The organism is Streptomyces shenzhenensis, from assembly GCF_003688995.1.
Lineage (GTDB): Bacteria > Actinomycetota > Actinomycetes > Streptomycetales > Streptomycetaceae > Streptomyces > Streptomyces shenzhenensis_A.
Genome location: NZ_PENI01000014.1, coordinates 1 through 26012 on the forward strand (window position 1 = coordinate 1; position 26012 = coordinate 26012).

The window sequence follows — 26012 nt, forward strand, 5'->3', positions numbered from 1 at the left end:
AATCGCCTGAAACAGTGGCGCGGGATCGCCACCCGCTACGAGAAGACCGCAACCATCTACCTGGCCGGACTCCACGTGGCAGGCATCTTCCTCTGGTCCGCCCGCTGATCCAAACGAAACCGCCTAGGTCACCGCCGCCGCGGGCCGGGGTGTGGCGGCAAGTCGCAGGCCGACCTCCACCAGGGTCCAGCCGAGGCGGGCGCGGAGGTGCCGGGGGCGTCGGGCGGTGGCGGCGAGACGGTGCGCGTCGGCCGCGGCGCGGAGGTCGGCCGCACGGGCGCGGTGCAGGGCGAGATGGGTCTCGGGGTGCATCGGACGGTGTCCTCTCATTCCGTTCATTCGGTGGTGAGGGGGAACGCGTGGGTGTGGAAGCGCACTTGGGCGGCCTCGGGGTCGTCGTCGCCGGCGACCCGATCGCGGTAGGTCTCGACGAGCGCGTGCATCTTCTCGACCAGCTCCTGGGTCAGCTCGGGCGTCAGCCGTAGCGTCGCGCTGCTCATGTCCCAGGTGCGGCTCCACTTCTCGGGCCAGGTGTGCCGGTTGCCGAGCCAGGTCGACAGGTCCCGGGTCTGGGTGGTGGCCACTTCGTGGAGGTACAGGTCGGCGGCGCCGCGCACCTCCGGGTCGTCGTCGGTGAGCAGGGCGTCGTCGAAGCGCAGTCCCAGGTGGGCGGCCTTCCACCACCGCTCGCGCCCCTTGCCCCGCTCGGGGTCGTCCTCGATGAAGCCGTGGGCGGCGAGCTGGCGCAGGTGATAGCTGGTGGCACCGCTCGACTCGCCCAGTGTCTCGGCGAGTCCGGACGCGGTCGCCGGGCCGGAGAAGCGCAGGGTGTCCAGCAACCGCATGCGCAGGGGGTGGGCCAGTCCGCGCAGCGAACGGGCGTCGAGATCGCGGATCCGGGAGACCTGGGGCTCGTCCATGGATGCAAAAATATCCTTGCAAAGGAAGCTTTGCAAGGTGGTTGCGCGTGATCGGCGGGAAATGGAAAGGGAGTTGGAGCCCGCGTCGAACGGACGGAGGCTCAGGCCGGCGGCCGTGGTGAGCGGCCGTCGCCCCGAGCCTCCCGCGACATCGGTGCCCGCCTCGGCGCGGGCGGGGCCTCCGGGCCGTCGCCCCGCGCCGTCCCCGTGTCAGCCCAGGCCGAACTTCTGCGCGCCAGAGCCGTTGCGGTCCCAGATCTGGAGGCGGGTTCCGTTGGCGGTGGCGCCGCTGGGTGAGTCGAGGCAGCGGCCGGACTGAGGGTTGAGGAGGGAGCCGTCGGTCTGCTCGACCCACTTCTGGCCGCCGACCCCGTTGCAGTCCCACAGCTCGATCTGCGCGCCGTTCGCCGTGCCATTTCCCACGATGTCCAGGCAACGCCCCGGCGTGGAGTGGGAGTTGTCGGAACGGTACCAGTGCTGGTCGACCGCGTAGGACTGGCAGTCCCACAGTTACACGGCCGCGCCGTTGCCGCCCGTGTCGTCGGCGGCGACGTCCACGCACTTGCTTGCCGCCGGGTCTCCGGCGGCGGGTGTCCGAAGGGCGGCGAGGTGGTGGAGGACGGCCCGCAGAGCGGGGGTGTCGTAGCGGGGTTCGTGGCTCGTGGCCCCGTCGCGGAAGCGTGTGGCGGCCTGGAGGAGCACCATTTGGTGCCGCAGTACTGGCTCCGGGCCTTCGCCGAGGACGGACACGTGCTCGGACCGCGGAGGGACGGTGCGGAGCATCGCACCCCCGTGCGGCGCGCGGCGGTGGCCCGGCGCTTCAACACCCACCCCCTCCCCGAGGGCGAGCGGCGCGTGGCGCTGGAGACCTATCTGGACCGCCATGCCGACGGCCCGTCCGCGCCGGTTCTGCGTGCCTTGTGCGAGGGGCGGTGGCCGCTGCAGCAGGCGCGGGAGGCGGTGGTCGTGGACGCGCTGGCCTGGCTGGTGGTACGTACCCGGGGGTTCAGGCCTTTCGATACGCAGGTCGGCCGACATCTGTTCCCGGCTGTGTGGGCGGCGGAGGCGGTCGAATACTGCAAGGAGCAGCTGGGGCGGCTGCGGACGGCGCCCGACCCATCCGTGGCCGATGATCCACGGTCACGCTGCGGGCTTCGATCCGGGGGTTCGAGCGCACCCGGAACGTTCTCGCAGCCCCGGGCCGGCGGCGGCTGCTGCGGCGCTCGGCCGAGCCGCTGCTGATGCTCGCCGACAGCGGAGTGGCCCTGCGCCGCAAGGACGGCAGTTCCTCCCTCACTCCCCCGCTGCTGCCCGAGTCGATCAAGGTGTTCGCACCGCTGTCACCAACGTGTCTGCTGATCTCCACACCCCGCGCGCACTACCACCCCCACGAAGCCCTCACCCGCAAGATCGCTGCCAAGGCCAATACCGGGACGGCCGCCTGGTGCCAGGGCGCCATCTACCGGCCGCCGTCCATGCCCGGGCCCACCCAGCTACTGCTCGCCGAGACTCCGCTGGAGGTCCGGCCGCCGCAGCTGTCTGCCGCCCCCCGCCCGGCCCCACGGCGGCTCACCCCGACATTCAGCGACTGGCGCGCCATCCTGGAACAGCTCAGCCATACGCCCACGGATCAGCCACCGGCCTCGGGGACAGGCGGCGGAAGGTGACTCCGGCCTTCCTGACCGCGCCGGTATGGCGGCATATCCAGGCGGAGATGTCCGTTGCACGCGAGTGCGGAGCGTAGGAGCATGGCAGGGTCTCAGGACTTCGAGGGCGGGTTATGAGCAGGCAGGACCGGGCGGATGCGGTGGACCGGGAGATGGCCGCGCGTCTTCTGCCTGATGCGGCCCTGCAGGCGTTGGGACGCTGGTGGAGCGGGAACACGGCGGAATTCGCGGACGGCACGCCGGGTGCACACACGGTCCGCTACACCCCCAGTCGGTGGGCACAGATCACCCCCTGGCCCTTGGCACTGGCTTCGACATCCCACATCGGTGATGCCGAAATCAGCCGGGCGCAGGCGGCATCGATCGTCGCGGACGCGCTGCGGCGCGAGGCCTTCAGAGAGGCTCTGGTCGCCATCTATGTGTGGGGGAAGGGGAAACGCGGCTCCCCCAGCGGCAGCGGCCCCGCCTCCCTGCAAAAGATCCTGACCGCCGAGGGCTTGGATACCGCACTGGCCCGTGCGGTCACCACGTTGAGCGAGCACAGCGCAGAAGCTGCTTACGCGGGGCTCCAGGGCCTCGTTCCCGGGTTCGGTCCGTCGTTCTACACCAAGTTCCTGTACTTCGCCGGCAAGACGGTTCCGTCGGCAACCGGCCCCCAGCCGCTCGTCCTCGACCGGGTTCTGGCCCGGCGTCTGCGGTCCCTGGCCCAGGCGGTCGGCCGGGAGACCGGCCACGACCCTGACGGCTCGATCGCCAGATGGGTCTGGCGGGACAGGAACTGGTCACCGCACCGCTACGCGGTCTACCTCTCCTTCATGCAGGCGGCCGCCGGCCAAGCAGCGGCAACGGCTGCCTGGCCGTCCGACGCCTCGCCCGACCTGCTCGAATACGCCCTGTTCAGCGCCTCGTGGACGTGAACCAGCGGCTGCCCGCGACCGAGTGAGAATCCTGAGACCGCTCGCGTCCCGCCCGCGGCAGGTTCACAGCACGGCCGACGTGCCCTGCGGGCCGGGAGCATCCGTCGGCGCCGGTCTCGGGCGGGCAGCGGGTACCAGGCACAGCAGCTGTGCCAACTGGCGGTGCAGGCGGTCGGCTTGACCGCGAACCATGGCAGGGACGTTGCCGCGCTCGACGACGAGGCCGCCGTAGACGGGGGTCCCCTGGAACACGGCGGGCGTTTCCCCTCAGCGGGCGGGGCAGTGGGATTGCTGCTGTGTGGGCTTACATCTGGGGATCGAGGCCGAACTGGTTCATCAGGTCGGTGAACAACTCCTGCGCGTTCTCCTTGAGCGCTTCGTCCCCGTCGGCGGGGAGAAGGCCGGTGGTGACGGGCTGGACCGCATGCGGGTGCCAGGCGTCATCAGGGACAGAGGGGAAGCCGGGATGGTCCATGACGACGGGTACCAGCGATACGTTCTTCGACGCGCAGACGGTGACGGTGGCGTGGAGCAGCAGGCCACTGTCGAGCCGCAGGTGGCGGGCGAGTTGTGAGGTGAGGACGCAGACATCGCGGCAGCACGCTCCGAGGAAGCTCTGGTGCACCAGAAGCCCGAAGGGGACATCGTCGGCGTGGAAGCTGTTCTTCATGGCCTGCCAGGACAGATTGGCGGCCAGCACGACAGTCCCGTCGTGGTGAAGCTCGGCATAGATCTCCCGTCCGCCGCCCAGGGACAGGGTGTTCAGCACCCAGCGACGCAGGCCGGGCCGTGGGGTGCTGACGATCTCAAGGCCGGTCAGGGGTCCGGGAGCCATGCGGCTGTCGGGCTGCTGGGCGATGCGGTCACGGGCCTCCGCGACAACGAAGCTGGCATTCTGACGGGTCATACGGGCGGCGGCGCGAGGCAGAGGGCGTTCGGGGCGGGCGACAGCGATGAACCAGGCAGAGACTTCCGCCTGGCGGGCGGTCACCGTCTGACGTGCGTGGTCGACGAGGTGCTGGAGGGCATCGTCGGTGTGAGCGGCACGGGTGAAGCGGTCCCGGTAGGCACGTTCCAGCTGATGCTCGGCCATCCAGGCGGTGTGGTCGGCGGCCCGGTAGGGGGCGACGGCGGCCTGCTGGTCCTTGTCGCGGGCGGCGGTGCCGTAGACAAGGTGAGGGGCCATGGGGCTGGCCGGGACATCGGCGACCAGAACGCTGGTGGTGCCGTCGGTGGAGGTCAGAGGGGTGAAGGTGAGACCGGACAGATAGGGGTGGACGTGGTTGCGGACCCACTGGGCGTACTGCTCGGTGTTCACCTCGTCGGGGTCGATAGCGGTCAGCTCACAGGTGGTGTCGCGTACCCCGAAGATGATCAGGCCACCACGGGTGTTGGCCATCGCGGCGACGTCCTAGGCCAGTTCGTTCCACCGGCCCTCACGCGGGGGCTGAGGAAGCTGTTCCTTCCAATCCAGGTCGTCGGACTCGGCCAGTCGGTCGGCAGCCGCCTTCGCGACATGTCGAAGGAAAGCGGGCCGGGCGGCACACCGAGGTGCTCATGCACTCGCGTCCAGGAACGGGCCATGCCCGGCACTCTACGACGGGGCGCTGACAGCGCGGTGCGGTCCGTTCCGGCTCGGCGCCGCTCATCGCTTCCTGTAGCGCGTCCCGGAGACCCCCTCACCTTTTACGGACGGGGCCCGGCGAGGGTGATGCGCTGGAAGTCTGGGGCTCCCGGACGGCGTGTCCTGCGGCATCGTTGGACAGCGGTCCGCCTCTGGGGCGTCCGGTGCTTCCTGCCTGCTTCGACATGAGCAGAGCCTAAGGACCCCAACAGGGCCAGCGACAGAGCGCGTTCACACGATGCCCTCCCCCGCGCAGGTCCGTTCTTGGCGCGCAGGCACCGCGTCCAGCACCAGCTCCACTGTGGCGAGGAAGCTCTCGCGGGTGAAACCGACGGGTTCGATGCGGCGACCGTAGTGAACCAGTGCGGGAAAGTCTGCCGGGTCGGCACCCAGCGTGATCACTCGGAAGGTTTGCAGTCTCCGCTTTTGCTCGGTCAGGCCGGAGGATTGGCTGGCCGCATGCGCGGAGATCAGGGACACGGACAAGGTCACCAGCCGGTGGTACCACTCGGGGATGAGTTCTTCGGGCACCCCGGCGTCGATAAGGGCCTGCAGGGTCTCCTCGATCACCAGCTGGCTGCCGGGCCCGCTGCCCGGATAGTGGCTGGCGTCCTTCGCCAGCTGCGGCAGCGCGGCGTACGCATCCCATGCGCGCAGGGTCAGGTCGACCAGCCGCGCACGCCATGTCCCCTGGCGCCGGTAGCCGTGCATGGCCTGGACCAGCACATGGTCCACGATCGCGAGCATCAGCTCGGTGCGATTGCGGAAGTGGCGGTACAGGCTGGAGGAGTCGGTACCCAGCTCTGCGGCCAGCTTGCGCATGCTGAACAACTCGTCCCCCTCAGAGCTGGAAAGCAGCTCCACGGCAGTGTCCAAGATGGTCTGCTTGCTCCAGCGCTGACGCATGGCGACAGCTTAGTGGAGCGGAGTGGGCGCTCCACCCAATGACGAAAGCGGTGTTGAACGCGGTGCTGCGCGCAGTGCGTGCATGAGGTTCAATGAGCCCATGACAGACCTGCACGAGCTGGTCACCCTGCGGAACGGGTTCGACATCGACCCGGGCGTGCGGAGCCGGCCTGACTCCGGCGAGGCCTACCGGGTGCGGTCGCCGCTCGGGCACGAGGCCACCCCCTTCAGCCGCTACGACGATGTCCGGGCCGTGCACAGTGATGCCGAACGGCTCCGACTCGACGCGATCGGCCCGTCACCTGGCTTGGCAGCCGAGGGCGTGGACGACGAAGAGATGAAGCAACGCCGTGGATGCTGATCCTGGATCCACCCGAGCACACCTGTCTGCAGCGGCTGCTGACGGCGACGTTCACGGTCCGGCGGTCCCAGGCGCTGGGCCCGCGGATCCAGGAGATCGTCGACGAGCACCTGGACGCCATGGAGGCCGCCGGTCCACCCGTCGGTCTGGTTTCCGCGTTCGCGTTACCGGTGCCTTCACCGGTGAGCTGCGAGTTGCTCGGGGTGCCGTCCGCCGACCGGGCCGAGTTCGGTGCGCGCAGCAACCGGTTCTTCGATACGACCATGCCCCCGCAGGAACGGCTGCGGTTGGACGCCGAAGCTGACGCTTACATGCACACCCTGGCCGCACGGCATCGGGAAAAGCCAAGGGACGACCTGCTGAGTCTCTTGATCCGCGAGCACGGCACGGGTGCGCTTTCCGACGAAGAGCTGGTCGGCCTGGCGGACCGGCTGCTGATCGCCGGCCACCAGACCACTACGAACGTGCTCTCACTCGGAACGCTTGCGTTGCTGCGCCACCCCGACCAGCTCGCGCTGGTGCGCGACGATCCGAGCACGGCCGAGGACGCGGTGGAGGAGGTGTGGCGCTTCACATCGGTCCTGCCCGCCGACTTCGTCCGGGTAGCTGTCCAGGACACTGCGGTCCCTGCCCATAAGCCTGGTGACCATCCTGAAAGGAACAACAGTTGACCATCGACGAACAGTCCAACGCCGCGCTACTGGCCGAGGACGACTTTCCTGACCACCAGCAGGTGGTGCAACGGTTCGGCGACCTCGCGCCGGACGGCACGACAAGCACGGTGGCATTGTCGCGTCTGTTCGAGCATCCCCGGGTCGGTCTGCGCTTCTCGCGCTTCCACAAGCTCACGGCTGACGGCGGGTTCAAGCCGTACCGGATCCTGCTTGTCGGCCAGCGTGTCGAACGGCAGACGGCGTTCGGCAAGGTCGGCGCGACCGTCCGGATCGGCACCGGTATCCGCGCGATCGGACGGTCCTCGTACACCTACGGTCAAGGCATGTTCGTCGACGGGCACCTCGTCGCCACGGCTGAGGCCACCATCGTCCTCGCCGACAAGTCCGGGCCGATCACCTTGCCGGACGAACTGCTCGCCGACCTTGAGGAGCTGCAACTGCCGGAAACCAGTACGGCGGTCGCGTCGAAACCCGACCCACGTCGCCGCGAGCGGCAGTACTACCCGGCCTCTGCCACCGTCCACAGCCGCGTCGGGGACGTCGACCTCAACCAGCACGTCAACTACATCGCCCAACTGAGCTGGTACGACGAGGCGATCGCGTCTTATGCACACCGTCTGCTGGGAGGTGACGCTGCCAGGAAGCTCCCCCGATACCTCCCTTGGCGCTACCGCGTGACCTACCTCGGCGAAGTCCTTCACCCTCGCTCCTACGACATCGGGATCGCTGTCAGCGGACACGACGAGCACACCGTGCACTACGAACTGGGGCTGTTCGACGACGGACAGTGCCTGGGGACCGCGGACGCCGCAGCACCACGCGGCAAGCTTTCCGCCACCGCACTCACCGATGGCGAATTCACGAGCTGAACCTCCCCTCGTAGCGTGGAGACCATGACTGGAGGGAAGTTGAGGGTCGTGGGATCCAGGAAGCGCATCTGCAACGCGGAGTTCCGCGAGGATGTCGTGCGGGTCGCGCGCAATCGCGAGCCCGGCGTCACGCTGGAACAGATCGCCGCCGATTTCGGGGTTCCCCCGATCACGCTGTCGACGTGGCTGCGCCGAGCCGACACCGACGAGGGCGCCAGGCCCGCGACGGCGTCGGGTGAGTCGGCCGAACGGCGCGAGGCCCGCAAACGGATCCGGCTGCTGGAGCAGGAGAACGAGGTGCTCAGGAGGGCTGCGGCGTATCTGTCGCAGGCGAACCTGCCGGCAAAATGATGTACCCGATCGTCCGCGAGCCGGCCGCCGCCGGTGCCCCTCACAAGGTGCCGGTGGCGGTGACGTGCCGGGTGCTCAAGCTCGCCGGACAGCCCTACTACCGCCGGCTGGGCAAGCCGGTTGCCGACGCCGTGCTGGCCGAGACCTATCGGGCCAACGCCCTGTTCGACGCTCACCGCGACGACCCGGAGTTCGGCTACCGGTTCCTGGCCGATGAGGCGCGTGGTGCCGGGGCCACGGAAGTTCGTCTGAGTCCTCGACCACCACCTTGATGGTTCCCGCCCGCAGCGCGGGCTCTTCGATGTCCTCGACACGCGTGTCCAGCGTGTCGTGCAGCTGCACGGCTTTCATCGCCGTCACCTTGTTGGCACTTTGTTGTCCTGCCCGGTCTGCGGCCGTCGCGGCGCCCCTCCGTATGGCGCCGTCGAGCCGGATGACCTCGCCGTTCAGCATCGGGTTCGCGACAGTCTGCTCGGCTCCGGGGCCGAATACTCGTCGAGCCGCCCCAGCCTGGCGGGGTGGGGCTGCGCGGGGATGGTCCTGGCCGCACAGCCGCCCCCCGCGTCAGGAGAAGTCGGTGATGACGACCCGCGCCGTGGTGCCATCCTTCAGGGATTCGTAGCCGCTCTCGATGTCGGCAAGGCCAATCTCCTTGGAGACCAGGTCGTCCAGGTTCATCCGGCCCTGGAGGTACATCGAGGCGTAGAAGGGGATGTCCCGCTTGAGGTTGGAGGAACCCATGTAGACGCCCTGAACCTTCTGCGAGCCGCTGAGGGCGACCATCGCGCTGACATCGACGCCGGCATCGTTGCCGCCGACGCCGATGAGGTACAGGACGCCGCCCTTGCCGAGCATCCGCATACCCTGGGCGGTGACCGGACGGACGCCGACGAAGTCGAAGACATGGTCCGCGCCATGGCCGGTGATGCCGCGGACGGCCTCGACAGGGTCCGTGGTGCGGGAGTTGACGACGTGGGTGGCGCCGAAGGCCTTGGCACGCTCCAGCTTTCCGTCCTCAATGTCGGTCACGATGATCGTGCCGGCGCCGGCGATCCGGGCGCCACTGACCGCGTTCATGCCGACCCCGCCGGCACCCATGATGACGACGGTCTCGCCCTGTTGGACGTCCGCGCTGTTCAGGACGGCCCCGGCACCGGTGAGCACGCCGCAGCCTATGAGGGCGGCAGGCGCCCAGGGCATCTCGTCGGGGATGATGGCGAGCTGGTTCTCGTGGATCAGCGCCTCCTGGGCGAAGCCGCCCAGGCCCATGCCCTGTACCACCGGGGCGCCATTCCAGTTGAGGCGGGGAGCCTGGCCGGGGGCGCGCAGGGTTGCCTCGGGGTGGAAGCAGATGTGGGTACGGCCTCCCAGACAGTTCACGCAGGCCCCGCAGTACTGGATCAGGCTGCCCACCACGTGGTCGCCGGACTTGACCTGGGTGACCTCCGGACCGACCTCGGTGACCACGCCAGCCACCTCGTGACCGAGGACGACAGGGAATTCGCCGCCGATGAAGGTGGCGACGCTCAGATCAGAGTGACACAGGCCGGACGCCCTGACCTCGACACGTACCTCGTGCCCGGCCGGTGCGGCGAGCTCGACCTCTTCGACGACGAAGCCCTGACCGAGCCCCTTGGTGACGGATGCCTTCATGAATGCTGCCTCTTTCCGTGTACGGACCGCCGCGCCGCCGGGATGGGGAGGCGCCGGGCAGGGAGGACCGCGCGGGGCCGGGCGGGCTCGACGACTGTCGGCGGGCAGGGACCGGCACGGTTGTGGGAGCGGCCCGGAAAAGGTGCTTTGGGGCTGCTTTGCCACGCCGATGATTGTGGCACAGCGCGACCGAAAATAAAAGAGACATGTGTCGATCAGTGCACGTGGGGGCCGCGTGGGCGACAGAGGCTACAGTTGATCGATGCCTGGAAACGAGCAGCACCCCGCCGGTCACCGGCCCTCCGGCCGTCCGGCACCGGAGCACGAGCAGGAGGTCGACGGTGAGCAGGCCCTCGACGTCCGCACCCGCCGCACCCGGGCGCGGCTACGCGAGGCCGTGGTGCGGCTGGCCTCGGAAGGTCCGGTCGAGGACGTCTCCGTCACTGATCTCGTACGCGCTGCCCGGATCAACCGCACCACCTTCTACAAGCACGCCGAGAGTCCCGCGGCCGTCCTGGAGCAGGTGCTGTACGCGGACCTCGACCGGGTACGGGCCGACTGGCTCGCCGACGCAGCCGCAGCGGAACTGCCGGTGCGCGAGATCTGGGAACACGCCTCTGGCGCCTTGGTCGACCATCTGGAACGCCACGACGCCCTTTACACCGCGGGGTTGGTGGGGCGGCGCAGCGCTGCCCTCCACCACCTCCTCGTCGACCACTTCACGGCCTCGGTCCACGCCCTCCTCGACCGGGACCCGGGACTGCTTCCCGAGGGTGAGGGTTCGGCCGCCTGGCGCGCTGACGCGCACAGCCGCTTCGTGGCCCACGGCGAGGCCGGCCTCGTGGAGGCGTGGCTGACCCTCCCGGCCCCGCGCGACCGCCGCCTATTCATCTCTGCGGCGGCCTCCGCCCTTCCTTCCTGGCTCGCGGTACGGCCGCACCAGGACTGAGAGGGCGCTCAAAGTAGACGGATTGCCGACAAGGGGTCTCGTAGTCGCGGACGGGACGGCGGTGCATCATGATCCAGCCGACACTCCACTCGACAACCCAACGCCCTTGGGGCGGATCCTGGTGCCCGGCTGTGCTCAGGCCGTGGTGGGCCGGCTGGTGACACCGGTGACCTGATTCCAGATGGCGAAGCGGACGGTCATCTCGGCTCCCACCGCCTCCTTCTTCGTCCGCCTACGGGATGATCAACACCGGACTTGAGTGGCCAGCCGGACGAGCGCTTCAAGACGGGATCCGCGCGGCGACCGACACGTCCCGGGGGCGGCTATCGCGGCGAGAGGTGCAGCCCTGGCAGCGACCCCTCATCTCGCCAGTCGGCCAGGAGCCTGAAGAACTCGAAAACACCGCCGCCGAAGTTGGAGCTGAGCGGCGACCTGAGTTCGGGATGCCCTTCGCTGTTGGACCTTCCTGGAGTACAGGCCTCCAGGAAGGCCGCGTCGTCGCGCCGCCGCTGGAGGATGATGCGGCACCACTCGTCCTCGGCCTCGGCAGTGACCTCGACCGCGGCCATGCCTTGGCCCGCGGTCGCGGCGATGAGGTGCGCGATGTGTCCGGCGTTCTCCTGGATGGAGTGGGCGAAGTTCTCGGTCACCACCGACTGGGAGTTGGGCAGGGGGATGATGAACAGGTTGGGGAACCCGTTGGTCATGACACCGTGAAGAGTCCTAGGGCCGTTGCGCCACTTCTCCCCGAGACTCATGCCCTCGCGCCCCACCGGGTCGAACCCGATCTTGTGCACGTAGGGCGTGTTCCACTCGAACCCGGTGGCGAAGACGAGGCAGTCCACCTCGTAGTCGCTACCGTCGACGCGGAGCCGGTTCCCGCTGATCTCCTGCAGCCCGCCACGTGCGGCGTCGACCAGGGTGACGTCGGGCCGGTTGAAGACCTCGAGGTATTCGTCGTGGAACCCGGGTCGCTTGCAGAAGTAGTCGTAGTAGGGCTTGAGCAGCTCGGCCACCGACTGGTCCCGGACCGTGGCCGAGACCCGGGCCCGGATCCCATCCATCCGGCGCAGGTCCGCGTGGGTGCGTGCCTCGCGCGCCTGATCCGGTGGGAGGGTCGAGAACTCGGGCCGGAACAACACATCGCGGTACAGCTCGGTCCACCCGTCGCCGACCAGGTCCTGCTTGACGGGCAGGCCGTTGAGCACGGCGCTGAAGTTCTGCACCCGCTCCCACTGCCAGCCCGGCTTCCATGACTCGACGGCGGCCACGTCCACCGGCCCGTTGTCGCGGCGTGCGACGGTCGACGGGGTCCGCTGGAAGATGTACAGATGCGCCGCGGACTCGGCCAGGGCCGGCACGCACTGGATCGCGGTGGCTCCGGTACCGACCACGCCGACCGCCTTGTCCGCGAGCCCGGTCATAGGTGCGTCGGGTCCGCCGCCGGTGTAGGCGTAGTCCCACCTGCTGGTGTGGAAGGAATGGCAGGTCATGTCCTTGATCCCGGGCACGTCCGGCAGCTTCGGCATGCTCAGCGGCCCGTTCGCGATGACGACGTGACGCGCGCGAATCCGGTCGCCGCGGTCGGTCCCGACCTGCCAGGCGGCATCGTGCTCGTGCCAGGTCATACCGAGCACACGGGTATGAAACAGAGCCCGCTGCCGCAGACCGAAGTGGTCGGCGAGAGTGGTGAGGTAGCCCCGGATCTCGCTCGCGGTGGCGTAGCGCTCCGTGGGTAGCGTTCCGACCTCCTCGAGGAAGGGCAGGTAGATCAGCGACTCGACGTCGCAGCGAGCACCGGGGTACCGGTTCCAGTACCACACTCCGCCCACGTCGCCAGCGGCGTCGACCAGCATCACGTCATCGAGCCCGGCCTGCCGGAGCCGCGCTCCCGTGACCAGGCCGGACATGCCAGCGCCGACGACGAGGACATCGGCCTCGGTCCGGAGCCCCGCTCGGGGTCGGAATGGGGTGTGAGGGTCGTCAAGGTAGCGCTCGAGCGGGCCGGTGAGGTCCGCAACGTCTCGGCGGCCCCCCGCCTGGGCCCGCTTGTCGCGCTCGGCACGGTAGCGGTCCCTGAGCCGTTGGCTGTCCTCGACCTGCATGGTGCCTCCTGTCGGCGCGAGCTCCCTCGGCCGGTCGTTGCGGGCTTCGCTCCCGATCAAAGTGAGGCGAAGACGGGGTGAGGTGGTCGGTGCCGGTCCGGGCGCACCGCCTCGGCGTCCGACTCGGCGAGGGTGGCGCCCTCCGGGTGCGAGCTCACGCGACCTGGGCGGACCCGGTGGACTCCCGCAGGCCGGGCTCGAAAAGCAGACGCACGTTGCCGAGCCCCCAGGTGAAACCGAGGTACTCGTCAATGGTCTGGCTCGGGTCGAGACGGAAGGCGGAGATCCGGCGACGGAGCTCGCGGAAGGCGATGTGCAGTTCCAGCCGTGCCAGGTGCAGACCGATGCGGCGGTGCGTGCCCAGCCCGAAGGCGAGGTGCGGCTTGGTCTGTTCACGGTGGAATCTCACCTCGCCCGGGTCCGGGTGGTACTTCGGGTCCCGGTTCGCGGCGCCCAGCGGGCAGTGCACGCACCGCTGCGTCGGTCAGGCACCGGCCGTTCAGCTCGGCGTCGAGGATCACTGATGTGACGTCGTCACCGCGGGTGGCGGACCGGCGCTCCTGGATCAGCGCGAGCATGTACTCGCTCATCTCGACGTGGGCCTCGGTCCGGACCTCGAGATTCTCCTCAACGCTGCCACCCGGTACGCCGTGCAGGACCACTGCCGTCCAGTCGTTCATCTGCCGCAGGTCCTCCAGCGGCCAGCCCATGATCTCCAGCACTGTGGCGCCAGGGAACGGCAGCGCGAACTGCCTGATGAAGTCGACGTGGCCGGTCTCGATGAAGTCGTCGATCAGCGCGTTGGCCCACGCGGTGAGCCGCTCCTCGAGGGCCGCGACCCGCTGCGGGGCGAACAGCCGACAGCACCCAGAAGCCGTTCCCGACCCCGGAGTAGCTGATCGGCAGCGCCGCCCGTCGGTCGGCGAGCTCGGCCAGGTGTTCCGCGATGGGAGTGCTGTTACCCGGGTCATAGTCACGGCGATGGATGTCCTGCATCTGAATCAACGTCGATCGGTCCATCTGGTCCTCGCTTCTCGGACAGGTGGCTGCACTCACTGAGAGACTTGGGACGGGATTCGGGGCCGGACTCGGTCAGCACGAAGCCGGCGTAGTTGTCGGTCCAGTCGCGCTCGGCGGCGGGGTCCGGCTCGACCCGGCGGTATTCCTGCCGCGCCACCTTCTTGGCAAGGTCGGCGATCCACTGGAGCGGCACCTCGGCGCAACGTGTGGAGTTGCCATGGCCGCCTTTGCCGTGCGGGCCGCCGATCATGAACAGGTTGGGGAACCCGGAAACCGCGATCCCCAGGTAAGTCTCGGGACCATCGGCCCAGCGATCGCGCAGCGCCATCCCGCCGACGCCACGGATGTCGATGCGGTTGAGCGACCCGACGAACGCTTCGAACCCGGTGGCGTAGACGATGAGGTCAGCCTCGACCACCCGGTCGGCCGGGCGGACCCCTTCGGCCACGATCTCGAGGATCGGGTTGTCGCTGATGCGGACGAGGTCGACGTTGTCCTGGTTGAAGACTTCGTAGTAGCCGAACCCGTCCCCCTGGTAGCCGGCCGACTCGCAGTCGACCGGCTTGGCACCGAACGGGTGGTCGGGTATCAGCAGTTCCGCGACTTGCGGGTCGTTCACCCGAGCCCGGATCTTCCCCGCCACAGAGTCGGCGAAGTGCCGGTTGGCGGTCTCGTCGGCCAGGACGTCGTAGGGCATGCCGAAGTACTTGGTGAAGCCCGCGCCCTGCCACGCCGTCTCGTAGAGCTCCTTGAGTTCCCCTGGCGCGTAGGTCGTGGTCGGCCTGCTGCCCGGGTTGTGGAGGAACCCGCCGAAGGTGGTCGCAAGATACTTCCGCAGGTCCGGGTACCCCGCGCGGATGGACGCCATGTCGTGGACGTCGAGGACGCGGTTGTTGAGGGGCACCACCCAGTTCGGGGTTCGCATCAGCACGGTGAGGTGGGCGGCCTCCTTCGCCACCTGCGGAATGATCTGCACACCGGTCGAACCGGTCCCGATGACGATCACACGCTTGCCCGCCACGAGAGTTGGGGTGGGGCGCGACGCTCTTGCGGCGCCGATGCGCAATTCGCTTCATCACGCCGCAGTTTCATCACGGTGCCGACTCCCCTTCGAGTTCGCCGAGGAGCGACCTCACCGCCATCGCACACGCAGCTGGTTGGTCGAGGGGGACATGATGAAAGGCATCGGGCACGACGGTCGCCGCGACCGGGCGCCCCAGCCATTGCTCGAGCTGGCGACGCGACTCAGGGCCACCCATGTCGCTCTTCGCGCCGTGCATGTAGGCAACCGGGCATTCCACTCGCCCGAGGTCTCTCTGCACCCCATCGTTGGTGAATCGCCGCCGGGCCGCCGGATCGAATTTCCACCGCCAGCCATCGGGCGTCTCGAGCAGTCCGTCCCGGGCCAGTCGCCGTAGGAGCTGCGCATCCGCGTTGGTGCGCTCAGGCAGCAACCGGAAGCGGTCCAGCGCCTCGGAGTCCGAACCGAACAGGCGCGCCGGCTTGGTCGGAACCGGCAGTCCACGGAGGGGAAGGCGCGTGTCGACGAGCACCAGGGCGGCGACGAGCTGGGGCGAGCGAGCGGCGGCAGCAGCGGCGACCAGCCCGCCCATACTGTGGCCGACGATGGCGGCGGGACGATCTGTCGTCGCCTCGAGGACCGCGGCCACTTCCGCACCCCATGCCTCGGCCGAATAGGCCGTGCGGTGGGTGCTGTCCCCGTGCCCACTCAAGTCGCTGACCACCACCTGGTGAGTGGTGGCCAGTCTCGGAGCGACCTCATCCCACCACCCGGAGTGTGCGGCACCTCCGTGCAGCATCAGGACGGTCGGTGCATCGGATCGGCCGTATCGGCGGTATGCGATGGACACCGGACCGAGCTGAAGGCGAGTCTTCGCGATGCCGGCCCATCGAACGGCTCTCACGATGCGGCTCGCGAGGCGTCCAGCAGTTCCTGGATCGTCACCAGCTTCTGCCGGGGCCGCGAAGCCTCCCGCCCCCGGCGCTTCTCCTCCAGATCGATCCGGCCCCAGGCGGTCCTGTCGAGCAGATCCTCGACGCGGTCGCGCAGCAGCTCCTCGAAGTCCTCGGCCGATCCGGCCGGGTCGGCCAGCCGGTCCGCCCCCAGGTCCTGGAGGATGCTGTCCACGGTCTCCTCGGCGTCCTGCTTGTTGCTGCCGATGATGCCCCGCGGGCCTCGCTTGATCCATCCGGAGCAGTAGACCCCGTCCACCGCCTCGTCACGCTCCGGGTCGACCACCCGGCCGGCTTCGTGCGGAAGCGTGGCGGTGACCTCGTCGAACGGCAGGCCGTCGACGGGGGCGCCGCGGTACCCGATGGCCCGTAGCAGGAGCGAGGTCTCGATCCGTTCGGTGCCGCCGTCCGGACGGCGGAAGGTGATCGCCTCGACCTGCTCCTCACCCTCGATCGACAGTGGTTCCAGCCCGAACCGGAACCGGATCACCTTTCCCGCGGCGCCGCCACGGCCGGCCGCGCGCACCAGGACCGCCTGCTTGCGGTCGCCGTCGTGTTCGCCGACCTCGTCGGCCTCGGCGAGCAGAGTGATCCCCTCGATCTGGTCGAGAGCCAGCAACTCGCCCTGCGAGTACGCCGCGTGCTCCGGGCCCCGCCGGGCGACGACGACCACCTCGGAAACGTTGCTCGAGGCCAGAGCGTCGACGGCGTGCTGGGCCATGTCGGTGGCGGAGAGCTCGTCAGCCGGCCGCAGCAAGGTCCTGGCAACGTCCAGGGCGACGTTGCCGTTGCCGATCACCACGACTCGCTCGCCGCCCAGTCCGAAGCTTTCCCCGACGTGGTCCGGATGCCCGTTGTACCAGGCCACGAAGGTCCGGGCAGCGTGCACGCCGGCGAGGTGCTCGCCGTCGACGCCCAGCTTCCGGTCATCGGGGGCGCCGCCGGCCCAGAGCACGGCGTGGTGGTGCTGCAGCAGTTCCTCGATGGTGAGGTCCCGGCCGACCTCGACGTTGAAGTAGCTCGTCACGGTGGGCCGGGACAGGACACTGCCGAACCGGTCGGCCATCTTCTTGGTGTTCGCGTGGTCGGGGGCGACGCCGGCCCGCACCAGACCGAACGGCGTGGGCAGACGCTCGAGCATGGTCACCGAAACGCCCTTGATGTCGCTCAGGGTCCCGGCCGCGTAGCAAGCCGCCGGCCCGGTGCCGACGATCGCGACGCGTAGCTCGGGCCTGCCGGCCGGCAGCACCCTGCGGGTGAACGAAGGCGTGCCGACGCCGACCAGCGGGTTGGTGGCGAAGTACTCGGCGTTGATCTCGAGGTAGTCCGAGAGATGCTCCGGCAGATCCCAGTCCGAGTGCACAGCCTCGACCGGGCACTCGTCGAGACACGCCCCGCAGTCGATGCACGTGGCCGGGTCGATGTAGAGCTGCTCGGTGGTGTTGAAGTCGGCGTCCCCAGGCCTCGGACGGATGCACTGGACCGGGCAGACGGTGATGCACGAACCGTCGTTGCAGCAGCCCTTCGAGATCACGTACGTCATCGGCGGTGGTCTCCGTGGTCGGTGGAAGCCTTCGGACAGCAAAACAACACATTAATGCAAGACAACAAGGGATACCAGCCTGGCCAGTACTTTGTTCATTGACGACCCACCTTTGTCGTGCCAGAGTCGTGCATGAACATGCTTACGGTCCCTGGCAGTGAGGAGCTGGCATGAGCGCGTCGGCCGACGTCGTCGTCACCGACTTCGATCACCATTCGGCGAAGTTCGCCGCCCGTCCGTTCGAGGTCTTGGAGGAGTTGCGCGACGCAGCCCCGGTGGCCTGGTCGACAGCGCACGGCGGGTTCTGGGTGATCACCGACCACGGGAACGTGGTCGAGGGCCTGGCCGACTACTCCACGTTCTCCTCCACGGCGGGCCCGGCCATTCCCGCCAACCCGTTCGGCACCCGCCACATCCCCGTGGCATTCGATCCCCCGCTGCACGCGCTGTACCGAAAGGTGCTCAACGAGTGGTACAGCAGGGCTGAGATCTCCCTGCGTGAGCCGGAGATCAAGGCCATGGTCGTGGAGATCGTCACCGGACTGCGGGAACGGGGGAGCTGGGACTTCGTCTCCGACCTGGCCAACGTCTCTCCCGGGGCGGTCACCCTTGGGATCCTCGGCTGGGATGTCGGTCAGCGCCTCGAACTGCTGGACGTGATGACCCAGTCACTGCGCAACCAGGCGAACCCCGATCCCGAGGTCCAGAAGCAGAACGCCCAGCGGAATATGTGGTTCCGGGAGCAGATCCTGCGCGAGGCGAATGACCGACGGGCCAACCGGCGCGACGATCTCATGTCGGTGCTCGCGAACGACCCCATCGTCGACGGCCAGCCCCTCACCGACGAGGAGTTGGCCGATATGGTCGTCCTGCTCATTCTCGCCGGCTTCCACACCACCAGCGGTGCCCTCACGGCGCTGCTCGTCCACATGGAGGAGCACACCGACGACAAGCAGCGCCTCGACCAGGACCGGAGCCTGATCCCCCATGCGATCGAGGAGATCGTGCGGATCTACTCCCCCGCCACCGCCCACGCTCGGAAGGTCACCCAGGACACGGAGTTCGGCGGCGTCGAGATGAAGAAGGGGGACTGGACGCTCTTCGTCAACATGGCGGCCAACCACGACCCGGGAGCCTTCCCCGACCCCGAGCGGGTGGACCTCGACCGCAACCGGGCCAAGAGCGTCGCCTTCGGCTGGGGCGTCCACCGCTGCCTGGGGCTGCACCTGGCCCGGCTGATCCTGCGGCTGGAGATCGAAGCCGTGCTCGACCTGCTGCCGGGGTACCGCATCGACCTCGACGCAGCCGTGCGCTCCGACCACATGGGACTCGGGTACTTCTACCTCTCGGTCCCGGCGAGCATTCCCCAGGAGGCCTGAGGCATGCGGATCGGCATCGACCCCGGCGTCTGCGAGGGGAACGCCGTGTGCGAGGCCCTGGCGCCGATGGTCTTCGAACTCGACGACCATGACCAGGCACGGGTGATCGACGACGTCGTCACTCCTGACGGCTCGGTGTCGGACGAGCATCGAGCGCTCGTGGAGCGAGCCGCCGAGGGGTGCCCCCGGCTGGCCATCCAGGTAGCGGGGTAGGGCCGGTATGCACGGTTCCGAGCCGACATCGCCTGCGAAGAGCACGAGGCACGCGCCCACAGAGGCCGTGGTCGTCGACTTCTCCCACCACTCCGACGCGTTCGCCGAACGCCCGTTCCAAGTTCTGGCGGAACTGCGGGAGCTGGCGCCGATCGCCTGGTCGACAGCGCACGACGGGTTCTGGGTGGTGACCGATCACCAGGCCGTGATCGACGGCCTGGCCGACTACGAACGCTTCACCTCCCGTTTCGGCCCCGCCATTCCGGCCAACCCGTTCGGCACCCGGCACATCCCGGTGGGTCTGGACCCGCCGCTGCACACGACCTACCGCCGGGTCCTCAACAGCTGGTTCAGCAAGGCCGAAGTCGTCCGTCGGGAGCCGGAGCTGAAGACGTTGGTCGACGAGATCGTCCAGGATCTGGCCGAGCGCGGGAGCTGGGACTTCGTTGCGGACCTGGCCGATGTGGTGCCCGGGGCCGTGACGCTCGGCATCCTCGGCTGGGACCGCTCCCGCCGCCTCGAACTGCTCGAGGTCATGGCCCGCGGTCTGAAGAACGCGGCCAGCACCGATCCCGACGTGGTGGCCCGCAACGCCGAGGGCAATCGCTGGATTCGGGAGCAGATCCTGGCTGAGGCCAGGGATCGTCGGGTGAATCCTCGCGCCGATCTGATGACAGTGCTCTCGACGGAGCCGATCGCCGACGGCGTGCCGATGACGGACGAAGAGATCAGCGACACCGTCGTCTTCCTCCTGCTGGCCGGCTTCCACACAACCAGCGGAGCCCTCACAGCTCTCCTGGTGCAGATGGCCCGACAGCCGGACCTGCGCGCACGGCTGGAGCAGGACCGTTCGTTGATCCCGGACGCAATCGAAGAAGTGATCCGGATCTTCGCCCCGATCACTGCCCTGGCCCGTCGGGCGACCGAGGACACCAAGCTCGGCGGAGTGGCGATGAAGGAAGGCGACTGGACGCTCTTCGTGAACGTGGCGGCCAACCACGACCCCGCCGCCTTCCCGGAGCCGGAGACGGTCGACCTCGGCCGCAACCGGGCCAAGAGCGTTGCCTTCGGCTGGGGGATCCATCGCTGCATGGGGTTGCACCTGGCACGCACCATCCTCCGCCTCGAGGTCGAGGCGGTCTTCGACCTCCTCCCCGGGCACGTGATCGATCTGGCGGGCACCCGCCGCGCCCGTCACCTGGGCATCGGCTATTTCTACGAGACCGTCCCAGCGCACCTGGCAACAGCATGAGTACGCAGCAGATTCTGGTCGAGCGCTTCCTGCACTCCTGGTCGGTCGGCCTCGAAGAGTTCTGTGTCACCGTCGAGAAGGTGTTCACCGATACCACGATCTGGGAGAACGTGGGCTACTCGACGACGACGGGTGCGGCTGAAGCAGTCGAGCACCTCCGGAAGAGCGCGGGGCGACTCGGCTGGACGCGCGTCGACGCCGCCGTCCTGGTCATTGCTCCAGCCGGCGATCAGGTCGTGACCGAACGCGTGGACCACCATCTCGACGCCGACGGACAGGTGCTGTTCTCGATCCGCTGCGCGAGCGTCTTCGACCTGAGCGAAGACCGAATCACCGCGATACGCGAATACTTCGACACCGCGCCCTTGGTCGCTGCCGGGGCAGCGGGGTGCATCGGTGAGTGAGTCGGGCCCGGGGCGACGGCGTTGACGCGCACGCCGGCCGGTCCCCACTCCAGAGCGAGGTGGCGGACCAGCATGGACAACGCGGCCTTGGAGACGCTGTAAGCGCCGGCCCGGGGTGTCGGGTGGAGGGCGGAGATCGATGTTGTCACCACGACGCTGCCATGCGCTGCCTCGAGCGCGTCGTACGCCGCCCGGGCCAGAAGCCAGGTGGCCCGCACGTTGAGGTCGAACGTCGCCTGCCACTCCTCGAGCGAGACCTGCCGCAGCGTCCCCCGGCCGGTGGCGCCGGCGTTGCTCACCAAGGTGTCGAGACCGCCGAGCGCGGCTGCCACCTCGGCGACAACGGCGGACGGTGCCTCGGGGGCACCGCGCGTGCGCCCAGCGCCCGGGCCTCGGCGGCCACCCGTTCCAGAGCGCCACCGCCGCGCCGATACCGCTCCCGGACCCGGTGACCAGCCATTTCATAGGAGGCTCCGATGAGGTTGGCGACGTACGCCGACGGAACCGGTCCGCGGGCCGGGCTGATCACCAGCGACGATCACGTCCACGATGCCGCCGCCCTCCTGGGCACCGGGCCGCTGCACGATGTCGGCACCCTGTTGGAGCACCCCAACGCGTTGGAACGCCTCCGCGGCGCTGACCTGGGAGCAGGGCGATCGCTCGCCGAAGTGAGGCTCCGAGCGCCCCTGCTGCGCCCGCCCAGTATCCGCGACCACATCGCGTTCGAAGGCCACGCCGACCGGACCGGCACCCGGGACCTGCCCGACGTGTGGCACCGCCGTTCGCTCTACTACTACAGCGGAGTGGGCCGGATCCACGGGCCGCCTCGACCTCGACGTCACCGTGTGCGTCAACGGCCAGACCTGGGCAACGTCGAATAGCCGGGCCATGGCTCATTCCTGGCCCGCGACGGTCGAGCACGCCTCGTACGACGGGCGCCTGCTGGCAGGCGACCTGCTCGGCTCCGGCACGGTCGACGGCTGCTCGATCGGCGAGGCCCTGCGCATCGGCACTCCGGGAGACCGCTACCTGCGCCCGGGTGACCACGTGGAGCTCGCGGTGGCCGGGATCGGGGCGCTGGCCACTTCCCAGCGCAGCGTCTCGTAATCCATCAGACCGGCCCGAAGACCGGGACGACCGGATGCTCGCCGACCGCCTGGAACCGGGCCCGGACCCGGGCGCCGATCGGGTCGGCCCCCGGCGGGAAGCCGTCCAGGGTGCTGAGCAGCCGGACCCCGCTGTCCAGCTCCACCAGCGCGACGTCGTAGGGGACTCGCCCCTTGAGATGGGCGGCGTAGGCGCGGTGGTAGACGGCATAGCTCCACACCGTGCCGACCGGCTCGACCTCTTCCCACGCGAACGACCGCCCCAGACACTCCGGGCACACACCGGCGGCCGGCCAGCGGAGGAAGGCGCAGTCCGCGCAGCGCTGGAAAACCAGTCGACCCTCGCTCGCCTCGGCCCAGAACCGCGAGTCGTCCTGGGTCTCCGGGGTCTCGTAGCTCACCGGGCCTCCGTCGAGAGGATCGTGCTGGCCGCCTTCATGAAGCCGAACGTCGAGCAGTACTGCGCCGTGGTGAGGCCCCCGACCTGTCGGTCCCCGGCCTCACCGCGCAATTGCCGCACGGCCTCGACGAGATGCAGGAAACCCCACATGTAGGCCTCGGAGAGCTGGCCACCGTTGGTGTTGAGCGGCAGTTTCCCGCCGTGTCCGACCGCGCCCGAACGGAACGCCTCGCCCACGCCTCCGGGCTCGACAAAGCCGTAGTGCTCCAGCATCTGAAGCACCCAGATGCTGGTCGGGTCCTGGATGTAGAGAGCGTCGACCCCGTCCTGGTCGATACCCGCGGCGGGGTAGACCCGCTCGGCCACCGACCGGATCCAGGGCCGCAACCACTGGTCGGCGTTCTGCCGGTCCCGCAGTCCGGTCTGCTGGGCGATCCCCATGACGTGCACCGGCTTGTCGGTGAGCTCCGCCGCCCGGTCCGCCCTCGCGACGATCAGGCAGGCGGCACCGTCGGAGATCATGCACAGGTCGGCCCGGCGCAACGGCGCCACGAGGTACGGAGCGGCCAGGTAGTCGTCCACCGTCATCGGCTCGCGGAAGATCGCCAGCGGGTTGTCAGTCGCGTACCTCCGCTGCGAGACCGAGATCTCGGCCAGGTCGGCCTCGGTGGTGCCGAACTGCATCTGGTGGCGCCGGAAGGCCATCGCGGCGGGTCCGGCCACGTTGAGGAAGCCGTAGACCGACGCCTCGTCCTGACGCCCCAGCGGGTGGCTGAACTTGTTTCCCGCGCTGCGCTGGTTGGTGCCGTACACAATGGCCACGACGCTGGCCAGCCCAGCGTCGATCACCGCGCAGGCCAGGTGGAGCGAGAAGTTGCAGGTGCCGTAGTCCAGCGTCGCGCTGTAGGCCGGGTTGAGCCCGGCCAGCCGGCCGATCTCGGTGTCGATCCCGAAGCCGCCGTAGGACTTGCAGGTGATCAAACCGTCGATCGCCGACTTGTCGATGCCGGACTGGGCCAGGGTGACGCGCAGTCCTTCGACGGCCAGCTCGTCCGCCGAGATCCCGGGGATGGTGCCCTGCTTGGTGGAGCCCGCCGCGACCACCGCAGTGCGGCCGCGGATGGCGCCACCGAGCTGGGACGAGGCGTCCGCCATCAGATCGCGTCCTCGGCGGCCAGGCTGTCGACCTCGTCTCGCGAGAGTCCGAGCAACTCCTCGTACACCTCGTAGTTGTGCTCACCGTAAGTGGGCGCACCTCTCCCGACCCGGCCGCCGGCGTACTGCGGGGTGTCGGACATCTTCACTGACGGCGCCGCCACCGGCCAGCGGCCGAAGTTGGTCGCGTCGAGCTCGGTGAGCCAGTCCAGCGCGGCCAGCTGCGGGTCGTTCTCCACCCGGTCCTGGGTGGTCTGCGCGACGCCGGCGGCCACGCCGATGACCTGCAGCCGGTTCATCAGATCGAACCCGTCGTGCTCGGCCGTCCAGGAGGTCACCAGCCGATCCAGCGCCTCCCGGTTGCGGTGCCGGTCGGCGCCCGTGCGGAAGTCGGCGTGCTCCAGCCACTCCGGGTGGCCGGCCTCCTTGGCCAGCGCCACCCAGTCGTCATCGCTGCGGCAGGTGATCGCGATCCAACGGTCGTCACCGCGGGTGCGGTACAGACCTTCCGGCGCCGCGGTCGAGTACGGCGACCGGTTCCCGGCGCGCTCCCACACCCGCCCGTTGACCTGGAAGTCCAGAGTCGGCACGGCGGTCATGAAGATGCCAACCTCGCTCTGCGATGCGTCGATCGCCTGGCCCTCGCCCGTGACGTCGTGGTGGTAGACGGCGCTGAGGATGGCCAGCGCGAAGCTGTAGGCGCCGTACCAGTCCAGGTAGGAGTAACCCCAGCCGGCGGGCGGGAACGGGTCCGGCAGACCGCTCATCTCCGAGGTGCCGGCGAACGCCTGCGCCACCGGGCCGATGGTGCGGAACCGACCGTAGATCCCCTTGGTGCCCATGCCGGACTGCTTGGCGTAGATGATGTCCGGCTTGATCTTGCGCAGTTCGTCGTAGCCCAGGCCCCAGCTCTCCATCACGCCCGGCGAGAACCCCTCGGAGACCACCGTGCTCTCGGCCACCATCCGCCGAGCCAGCTCCAGCCCCTTGGGGTGCTTGACGTTCAGCGAGATGCCGCGCTTGCCGGGGTTCTTGTTGTTGTACTGCGCCCCCACCGGGCCGCCGAGATCGGCCGGCCACTGCGACGGCACGGGTTCGGTGGCCCGTGCCCGGGCCTCTCGCCCGCCGACCGGATTGCCGCCTCGGCGCGGGTCGAGGTTCTTGTGCCACTCGACCTTGATCACGTCGGCGCCGAGCGAGGCCAGGAACCGGGTGGCCCCGGCCGAGGCCAGCATCCAGGTGAAGTCGAGGATCCGGACACCTTGCAGCGCCCATGGTTTGCCATGGGCGGACAAGGCGTCAGGCGTCGTCAGCGGCGCCCGAACCAAGGTGCGCGGCCTCACCCGCAGCAGCTCGCGGTGCTGGTCCAGCCGGGGTGCCGGACTCTGCCCGACCCACTGCGTGCCGGTCGCGATCCACTTGCTGGTCGGGTAGCGCAGCGACCGGCCGAGGTCAGTGTGCTCCACGTTCCCGAACGTGCCGCGCTGAAGCCAATGCTCGTCGTAGGCCGACTCGTGGGGCTTGCGGACCGGCACCCACATCAGCCCGGCCTCTTGTGCCTCCCGCCAGGGGACATCCTCGAAGAGGTACCGGCGGACGGTGTGCTCGACGGCGTCCATGTTCCGGGCCGCGCCGCCCTCCATCCCGGGCAGCACCCGGGAATCCTTGCTCTTCTCGTCGCTGCCGTCGCTGACGTCGTCGCCGATGCCGTACTTGGCCAGGAACGGCCCGAGCAGCTTGGCGTTACGAGTGGAGGCGAGGATCCAGCGACCGTCCTTGGTGGCGAAGATCGAGCGGTGAACCGACACGTCGGGCGCGGAGTGACGGCAGGTCTGACGCAAGAAGGGTGTGCGCAGGCAGATCCACGACATAAGGTCGCCCTCAGTGTTCTTGGCGAGTGCCTCGTGGACTGCGCACGACAGGTGCTGACCGCTGCCGGTGCGGCGCCGGCTGATCAGTGCGGCGATCACGGTGAAGGCGAGTTGCTCACCGGCGACGGCGTAGGAGTGCTCGAGCTGCGAGGCTACCGGCGGCAGGTCGTACTTCCGGGAGGGGTCCGGGTCGTAGCCGTTGTTCATCGCCTGCCCGCCCAGCGCCAGGTGGACCAGGTCGGTCGCCTTCCAGTTCCGGCGGGGCCCTTCTTCGCCGAACGGTGTCATACGGGCGACGACGAGCGCCGGGTGTCGCTCGCGCAGTTCGGCGCTGCTCAGCCCCCGCTCGTCCAGGTAGCCGACGGGGCTCGCGTCCAGCAGGACGTCGCTCGCGGCGGCCAGATCCTCCAGCCCGCGACGGCCCTCGTCGGTGTCGAGGTCCAGGACGACCGAGCGCTTCCCGCGGTTGTAGGCCCAGAAGTGCAGCGACCGCTCAGGGTCGGGGACGTCGTCGACGAACGGACCCATCCGGCGGCTCTCGGCGCCCTCGGGCGGCTCGACCTTGATCACCTCGGCGCCGAGACCGGCCAGCACGAGTCCGCAGTACTCGCCGATCCGGTCACCGACCTCGACCACCCGCACGCCGTCGAGGGCTCCGGGCTTCGTCTGCTCAGGGGTGTGGCTGGGCATGGGTGCTCT

At 69.0% G+C, this 26012-nt stretch carries 31 protein-coding genes and 2 pseudogenes; 15 read left to right on the forward strand and 18 right to left on the reverse strand.

Annotated features, from left to right (window positions below; translation table 11 throughout):
* Positions 1 to 123 precede the first annotated feature (123 nt).
* The 4 genes from CTZ28_RS21730 to CTZ28_RS48425 form a co-directional block, all read right to left on the reverse strand.
* A complete protein-coding gene (locus CTZ28_RS21730; RefSeq protein ID WP_121891344.1) occupies positions 124 to 312 on the reverse strand; it encodes a hypothetical protein in 189 nt (62 codons plus the stop codon).
* Between the two features lie 23 nt (positions 313 to 335).
* Positions 336 to 920 carry an ArsR/SmtB family transcription factor gene (locus tag CTZ28_RS21735; RefSeq protein ID WP_121891345.1) on the reverse strand — a complete coding sequence of 195 codons (585 nt, stop codon included), beginning with the start codon at positions 918 to 920 and terminating at the stop codon, positions 336 to 338.
* A 210-nt stretch (positions 921 to 1130) separates the two neighbouring features.
* Positions 1131 to 1430: a ricin-type beta-trefoil lectin domain protein gene (locus tag CTZ28_RS47730; protein ID WP_259471749.1), complete on the reverse strand. Its 300-nt coding sequence runs from the start codon at positions 1428 to 1430 to the stop codon at positions 1131 to 1133.
* On the reverse strand, positions 1431 to 1625 hold the full coding sequence (locus CTZ28_RS48425) for a hypothetical protein (protein WP_259471729.1): 195 nt from the start codon (positions 1623 to 1625) through the stop codon (positions 1431 to 1433). It lies immediately after the preceding gene.
* 3 nt (positions 1626 to 1628) lie between these two features.
* On the opposite strand from CTZ28_RS48425, the gene CTZ28_RS47735 reads away from it, so the two are divergent.
* The 3 genes from CTZ28_RS47735 to CTZ28_RS21750 all read left to right on the forward strand — a co-directional run bounded on the left by CTZ28_RS47735 (position 1629) and on the right by CTZ28_RS21750 (position 3504).
* On the forward strand, positions 1629 to 2162 hold the full coding sequence (locus CTZ28_RS47735; protein WP_220795369.1) for a DUF4238 domain-containing protein: 534 nt from the start codon (positions 1629 to 1631) through the stop codon (positions 2160 to 2162).
* Positions 2162 to 2587, forward strand: coding sequence for a hypothetical protein (locus CTZ28_RS21745; protein ID WP_121891346.1), 426 nt, complete (start codon positions 2162 to 2164; stop codon positions 2585 to 2587). The genes CTZ28_RS47735 and CTZ28_RS21745 overlap by 1 nt, the downstream gene beginning before the upstream one ends.
* Positions 2588 to 2700: 113 nt before the next feature.
* Positions 2701 to 3504: an 8-oxoguanine DNA glycosylase OGG fold protein gene (locus CTZ28_RS21750; protein WP_121891347.1), complete on the forward strand. Its 804-nt coding sequence runs from the start codon at positions 2701 to 2703 to the stop codon at positions 3502 to 3504.
* Between the two features lie 63 nt (positions 3505 to 3567).
* Here CTZ28_RS21750 and CTZ28_RS21755 read toward each other — a convergent pair whose 3' ends face one another.
* From CTZ28_RS21755 to CTZ28_RS21765, 3 genes are all read right to left on the reverse strand, one after another.
* Positions 3568 to 3756: a hypothetical protein gene (locus tag CTZ28_RS21755; protein WP_121891348.1), complete on the reverse strand. Its 189-nt coding sequence runs from the start codon at positions 3754 to 3756 to the stop codon at positions 3568 to 3570.
* A gap of 52 nt (positions 3757 to 3808) precedes the next feature.
* The gene (locus CTZ28_RS21760; RefSeq protein ID WP_121891349.1) at positions 3809 to 4903 is read right to left on the reverse strand and encodes an AlbA family DNA-binding domain-containing protein; all 1095 of its coding nucleotides are present in this window, start codon (positions 4901 to 4903) and stop codon (positions 3809 to 3811) included.
* Between the two features lie 456 nt (positions 4904 to 5359).
* Entirely contained in the window at positions 5360 to 6034 is a 675-nt protein-coding gene (locus CTZ28_RS21765) for a TetR/AcrR family transcriptional regulator (protein WP_220795370.1), read from the reverse strand.
* Between the two features lie 100 nt (positions 6035 to 6134).
* On the opposite strand from CTZ28_RS21765, the gene CTZ28_RS21770 reads away from it, so the two are divergent.
* The 5 genes from CTZ28_RS21770 to CTZ28_RS47125 are packed head-to-tail and all read left to right on the forward strand — an operon-like array spanning position 6135 to position 8561.
* On the forward strand, positions 6135 to 6395 hold the full coding sequence (locus tag CTZ28_RS21770) for a hypothetical protein (protein ID WP_121891350.1): 261 nt from the start codon (positions 6135 to 6137) through the stop codon (positions 6393 to 6395).
* Complete coding sequence (locus CTZ28_RS21775; RefSeq protein WP_121891351.1) at positions 6389 to 7066, forward strand: cytochrome P450; 678 nt, start codon at positions 6389 to 6391, stop codon at positions 7064 to 7066. Before CTZ28_RS21770 ends, CTZ28_RS21775 begins: the two co-directional genes overlap by 7 nt.
* Entirely contained in the window at positions 7063 to 7938 is an 876-nt protein-coding gene (locus CTZ28_RS21780; protein ID WP_259471730.1) for an acyl-ACP thioesterase domain-containing protein, read from the forward strand. The genes CTZ28_RS21775 and CTZ28_RS21780 overlap by 4 nt, the downstream gene beginning before the upstream one ends.
* Before the next feature lie 24 nt (positions 7939 to 7962).
* Positions 7963 to 8289: a transposase gene (locus CTZ28_RS21785; RefSeq protein ID WP_259471750.1), complete on the forward strand. Its 327-nt coding sequence runs from the start codon at positions 7963 to 7965 to the stop codon at positions 8287 to 8289.
* A complete protein-coding gene (locus tag CTZ28_RS47125; protein WP_183154511.1) occupies positions 8286 to 8561 on the forward strand; it encodes a hypothetical protein in 276 nt (91 codons plus the stop codon). Before CTZ28_RS21785 ends, CTZ28_RS47125 begins: the two co-directional genes overlap by 4 nt.
* A gap of 292 nt (positions 8562 to 8853) precedes the next feature.
* Here CTZ28_RS47125 and CTZ28_RS21800 read toward each other — a convergent pair whose 3' ends face one another.
* Positions 8854 to 9942, reverse strand: a complete 1089-nt coding sequence (locus CTZ28_RS21800) for a zinc-binding dehydrogenase (RefSeq protein ID WP_121891353.1) — start codon at positions 9940 to 9942, stop codon at positions 8854 to 8856.
* Positions 9943 to 10204: 262 nt separating this feature from the next.
* Between CTZ28_RS21800 and CTZ28_RS21805 the strand changes: the two genes are divergently transcribed.
* Positions 10205 to 10891: a TetR/AcrR family transcriptional regulator gene (locus CTZ28_RS21805; RefSeq protein ID WP_121891354.1), complete on the forward strand. Its 687-nt coding sequence runs from the start codon at positions 10205 to 10207 to the stop codon at positions 10889 to 10891.
* Positions 10892 to 11214: 323 nt separating this feature from the next.
* On the opposite strand, the gene CTZ28_RS21810 is transcribed toward CTZ28_RS21805, so the two are convergent.
* From CTZ28_RS21810 to CTZ28_RS21835, 6 genes are all read right to left on the reverse strand, one after another.
* Positions 11215 to 12996, reverse strand: coding sequence for a flavin-containing monooxygenase (locus CTZ28_RS21810; RefSeq protein ID WP_121891355.1), 1782 nt, complete (start codon positions 12994 to 12996; stop codon positions 11215 to 11217).
* A 154-nt stretch (positions 12997 to 13150) separates the two neighbouring features.
* Positions 13151 to 13405: a hypothetical protein gene (locus CTZ28_RS21815; RefSeq protein WP_121891356.1), complete on the reverse strand. Its 255-nt coding sequence runs from the start codon at positions 13403 to 13405 to the stop codon at positions 13151 to 13153.
* Positions 13389 to 13973, reverse strand: a complete 585-nt coding sequence (locus CTZ28_RS21820) for a cytochrome P450 family protein (RefSeq protein ID WP_147481177.1) — start codon at positions 13971 to 13973, stop codon at positions 13389 to 13391. Before CTZ28_RS21820 ends, CTZ28_RS21815 begins: the two co-directional genes overlap by 17 nt.
* Complete coding sequence (locus CTZ28_RS21825; protein WP_147481178.1) at positions 13970 to 15082, reverse strand: NAD(P)/FAD-dependent oxidoreductase; 1113 nt, start codon at positions 15080 to 15082, stop codon at positions 13970 to 13972. The genes CTZ28_RS21820 and CTZ28_RS21825 overlap by 4 nt, the downstream gene beginning before the upstream one ends.
* Positions 15083 to 15107: 25 nt before the next feature.
* On the reverse strand, positions 15108 to 15836 hold the full coding sequence (locus tag CTZ28_RS21830; RefSeq protein ID WP_121891359.1) for an alpha/beta fold hydrolase: 729 nt from the start codon (positions 15834 to 15836) through the stop codon (positions 15108 to 15110).
* Between the two features lie 101 nt (positions 15837 to 15937).
* Positions 15938 to 17533, reverse strand: coding sequence for an FAD-dependent oxidoreductase (locus CTZ28_RS21835; RefSeq protein WP_121891360.1), 1596 nt, complete (start codon positions 17531 to 17533; stop codon positions 15938 to 15940).
* A 170-nt stretch (positions 17534 to 17703) separates the two neighbouring features.
* On the opposite strand from CTZ28_RS21835, the gene CTZ28_RS21840 reads away from it, so the two are divergent.
* The 4 genes from CTZ28_RS21840 to CTZ28_RS48430 are packed head-to-tail and all read left to right on the forward strand — an operon-like array spanning position 17704 to position 20781.
* Positions 17704 to 18912 carry a cytochrome P450 gene (locus CTZ28_RS21840; protein ID WP_121891361.1) on the forward strand — a complete coding sequence of 403 codons (1209 nt, stop codon included), beginning with the start codon at positions 17704 to 17706 and terminating at the stop codon, positions 18910 to 18912.
* Between the two features lie 3 nt (positions 18913 to 18915).
* A complete protein-coding gene (locus CTZ28_RS21845) occupies positions 18916 to 19125 on the forward strand; it encodes a ferredoxin (RefSeq protein WP_121891362.1) in 210 nt (69 codons plus the stop codon).
* Positions 19126 to 19132: 7 nt separating this feature from the next.
* Positions 19133 to 20377 (forward strand): cytochrome P450, encoded by a 1245-nt coding sequence (locus CTZ28_RS21850; protein ID WP_121891363.1) that lies wholly within the window; start codon positions 19133 to 19135, stop codon positions 20375 to 20377.
* Positions 20374 to 20781, forward strand: a complete 408-nt coding sequence (locus CTZ28_RS48430; RefSeq protein ID WP_121891364.1) for a limonene-1,2-epoxide hydrolase family protein — start codon at positions 20374 to 20376, stop codon at positions 20779 to 20781. The genes CTZ28_RS21850 and CTZ28_RS48430 overlap by 4 nt, the downstream gene beginning before the upstream one ends.
* A gap of 20 nt (positions 20782 to 20801) precedes the next feature.
* On the opposite strand, the pseudogene CTZ28_RS49580 reads toward CTZ28_RS48430, so the two are convergent.
* Positions 20802 to 21125: pseudogene (locus CTZ28_RS49580) on the reverse strand (SDR family NAD(P)-dependent oxidoreductase); the annotation flags it as partial.
* 132 nt (positions 21126 to 21257) lie between these two features.
* On the opposite strand from CTZ28_RS49580, the gene CTZ28_RS48435 reads away from it, so the two are divergent.
* A complete protein-coding gene (locus tag CTZ28_RS48435) occupies positions 21258 to 21662 on the forward strand; it encodes a hypothetical protein (RefSeq protein WP_121891366.1) in 405 nt (134 codons plus the stop codon).
* Positions 21592 to 21888 (forward strand): annotated as a pseudogene (locus tag CTZ28_RS21870) (fumarylacetoacetate hydrolase family protein); the annotation flags it as partial. The gene CTZ28_RS48435 and the pseudogene CTZ28_RS21870, both read left to right, overlap by 71 nt.
* Before the next feature lie 4 nt (positions 21889 to 21892).
* Here the strand turns inward: CTZ28_RS21870 and CTZ28_RS21875 are convergent.
* From CTZ28_RS21875 to CTZ28_RS21885, 3 genes are read right to left on the reverse strand one after another with little or no spacing between them, the layout of a single operon-like run.
* Positions 21893 to 22288 (reverse strand): Zn-ribbon domain-containing OB-fold protein, encoded by a 396-nt coding sequence (locus CTZ28_RS21875; RefSeq protein ID WP_121891368.1) that lies wholly within the window; start codon positions 22286 to 22288, stop codon positions 21893 to 21895.
* The gene (locus CTZ28_RS21880; protein WP_121891369.1) at positions 22285 to 23442 is read right to left on the reverse strand and encodes a thiolase family protein; all 1158 of its coding nucleotides are present in this window, start codon (positions 23440 to 23442) and stop codon (positions 22285 to 22287) included. The genes CTZ28_RS21875 and CTZ28_RS21880 overlap by 4 nt, the downstream gene beginning before the upstream one ends.
* Entirely contained in the window at positions 23442 to 26003 is a 2562-nt protein-coding gene (locus CTZ28_RS21885) for a CaiB/BaiF CoA-transferase family protein (protein WP_121891370.1), read from the reverse strand. Before CTZ28_RS21885 ends, CTZ28_RS21880 begins: the two co-directional genes overlap by 1 nt.
* Positions 26004 to 26012 lie beyond the last annotated feature (9 nt).

Bases quoted from the DNA above. Each gene is read 5' to 3' on its own strand.
- CTZ28_RS21730 (WP_121891344.1), bottom strand. From the start codon at position 312: ATGCACCCCGAGACCCATCTCGCCCTGCACCGCGCCCGTGCGGCCGAC.
- CTZ28_RS21735 (WP_121891345.1), bottom strand. From the start codon at position 920: ATGGACGAGCCCCAGGTCTCCCGGATCCGCGATCTCGACGCCCGTTCG.
- CTZ28_RS48425 (WP_259471729.1), bottom strand. From the start codon at position 1,625: ATGGTGCTCCTCCAGGCCGCCACACGCTTCCGCGACGGGGCCACGAGC.
- CTZ28_RS21745 (WP_121891346.1), top strand. From the start codon at position 2,162: ATGCTCGCCGACAGCGGAGTGGCCCTGCGCCGCAAGGACGGCAGTTCC.
- CTZ28_RS21750 (WP_121891347.1), top strand. From the start codon at position 2,701: ATGAGCAGGCAGGACCGGGCGGATGCGGTGGACCGGGAGATGGCCGCG.
- CTZ28_RS21760 (WP_121891349.1), bottom strand. From the start codon at position 4,903: ATGGCCAACACCCGTGGTGGCCTGATCATCTTCGGGGTACGCGACACC.
- CTZ28_RS21765 (WP_220795370.1), bottom strand. From the start codon at position 6,034: ATGCGTCAGCGCTGGAGCAAGCAGACCATCTTGGACACTGCCGTGGAG.
- CTZ28_RS21770 (WP_121891350.1), top strand. From the start codon at position 6,135: ATGACAGACCTGCACGAGCTGGTCACCCTGCGGAACGGGTTCGACATC.
- CTZ28_RS21775 (WP_121891351.1), top strand. From the start codon at position 6,389: ATGCTGATCCTGGATCCACCCGAGCACACCTGTCTGCAGCGGCTGCTG.
- CTZ28_RS21785 (WP_259471750.1), top strand. From the start codon at position 7,963: ATGACTGGAGGGAAGTTGAGGGTCGTGGGATCCAGGAAGCGCATCTGC.
- CTZ28_RS47125 (WP_183154511.1), top strand. From the start codon at position 8,286: ATGATGTACCCGATCGTCCGCGAGCCGGCCGCCGCCGGTGCCCCTCAC.
- CTZ28_RS21800 (WP_121891353.1), bottom strand. From the start codon at position 9,942: ATGAAGGCATCCGTCACCAAGGGGCTCGGTCAGGGCTTCGTCGTCGAA.
- CTZ28_RS21805 (WP_121891354.1), top strand. From the start codon at position 10,205: ATGCCTGGAAACGAGCAGCACCCCGCCGGTCACCGGCCCTCCGGCCGT.
- CTZ28_RS21810 (WP_121891355.1), bottom strand. From the start codon at position 12,996: ATGCAGGTCGAGGACAGCCAACGGCTCAGGGACCGCTACCGTGCCGAG.
- CTZ28_RS21830 (WP_121891359.1), bottom strand. From the start codon at position 15,836: ATGCTGCACGGAGGTGCCGCACACTCCGGGTGGTGGGATGAGGTCGCT.
- CTZ28_RS21835 (WP_121891360.1), bottom strand. From the start codon at position 17,533: ATGACGTACGTGATCTCGAAGGGCTGCTGCAACGACGGTTCGTGCATC.
- CTZ28_RS21840 (WP_121891361.1), top strand. From the start codon at position 17,704: ATGAGCGCGTCGGCCGACGTCGTCGTCACCGACTTCGATCACCATTCG.
- CTZ28_RS21845 (WP_121891362.1), top strand. From the start codon at position 18,916: ATGCGGATCGGCATCGACCCCGGCGTCTGCGAGGGGAACGCCGTGTGC.
- CTZ28_RS21850 (WP_121891363.1), top strand. From the start codon at position 19,133: ATGCACGGTTCCGAGCCGACATCGCCTGCGAAGAGCACGAGGCACGCG.
- CTZ28_RS48430 (WP_121891364.1), top strand. From the start codon at position 20,374: ATGAGTACGCAGCAGATTCTGGTCGAGCGCTTCCTGCACTCCTGGTCG.
- CTZ28_RS48435 (WP_121891366.1), top strand. From the start codon at position 21,258: ATGAGGTTGGCGACGTACGCCGACGGAACCGGTCCGCGGGCCGGGCTG.
- CTZ28_RS21880 (WP_121891369.1), bottom strand. From the start codon at position 23,442: ATGGCGGACGCCTCGTCCCAGCTCGGTGGCGCCATCCGCGGCCGCACT.
- CTZ28_RS21885 (WP_121891370.1), bottom strand. From the start codon at position 26,003: ATGCCCAGCCACACCCCTGAGCAGACGAAGCCCGGAGCCCTCGACGGC.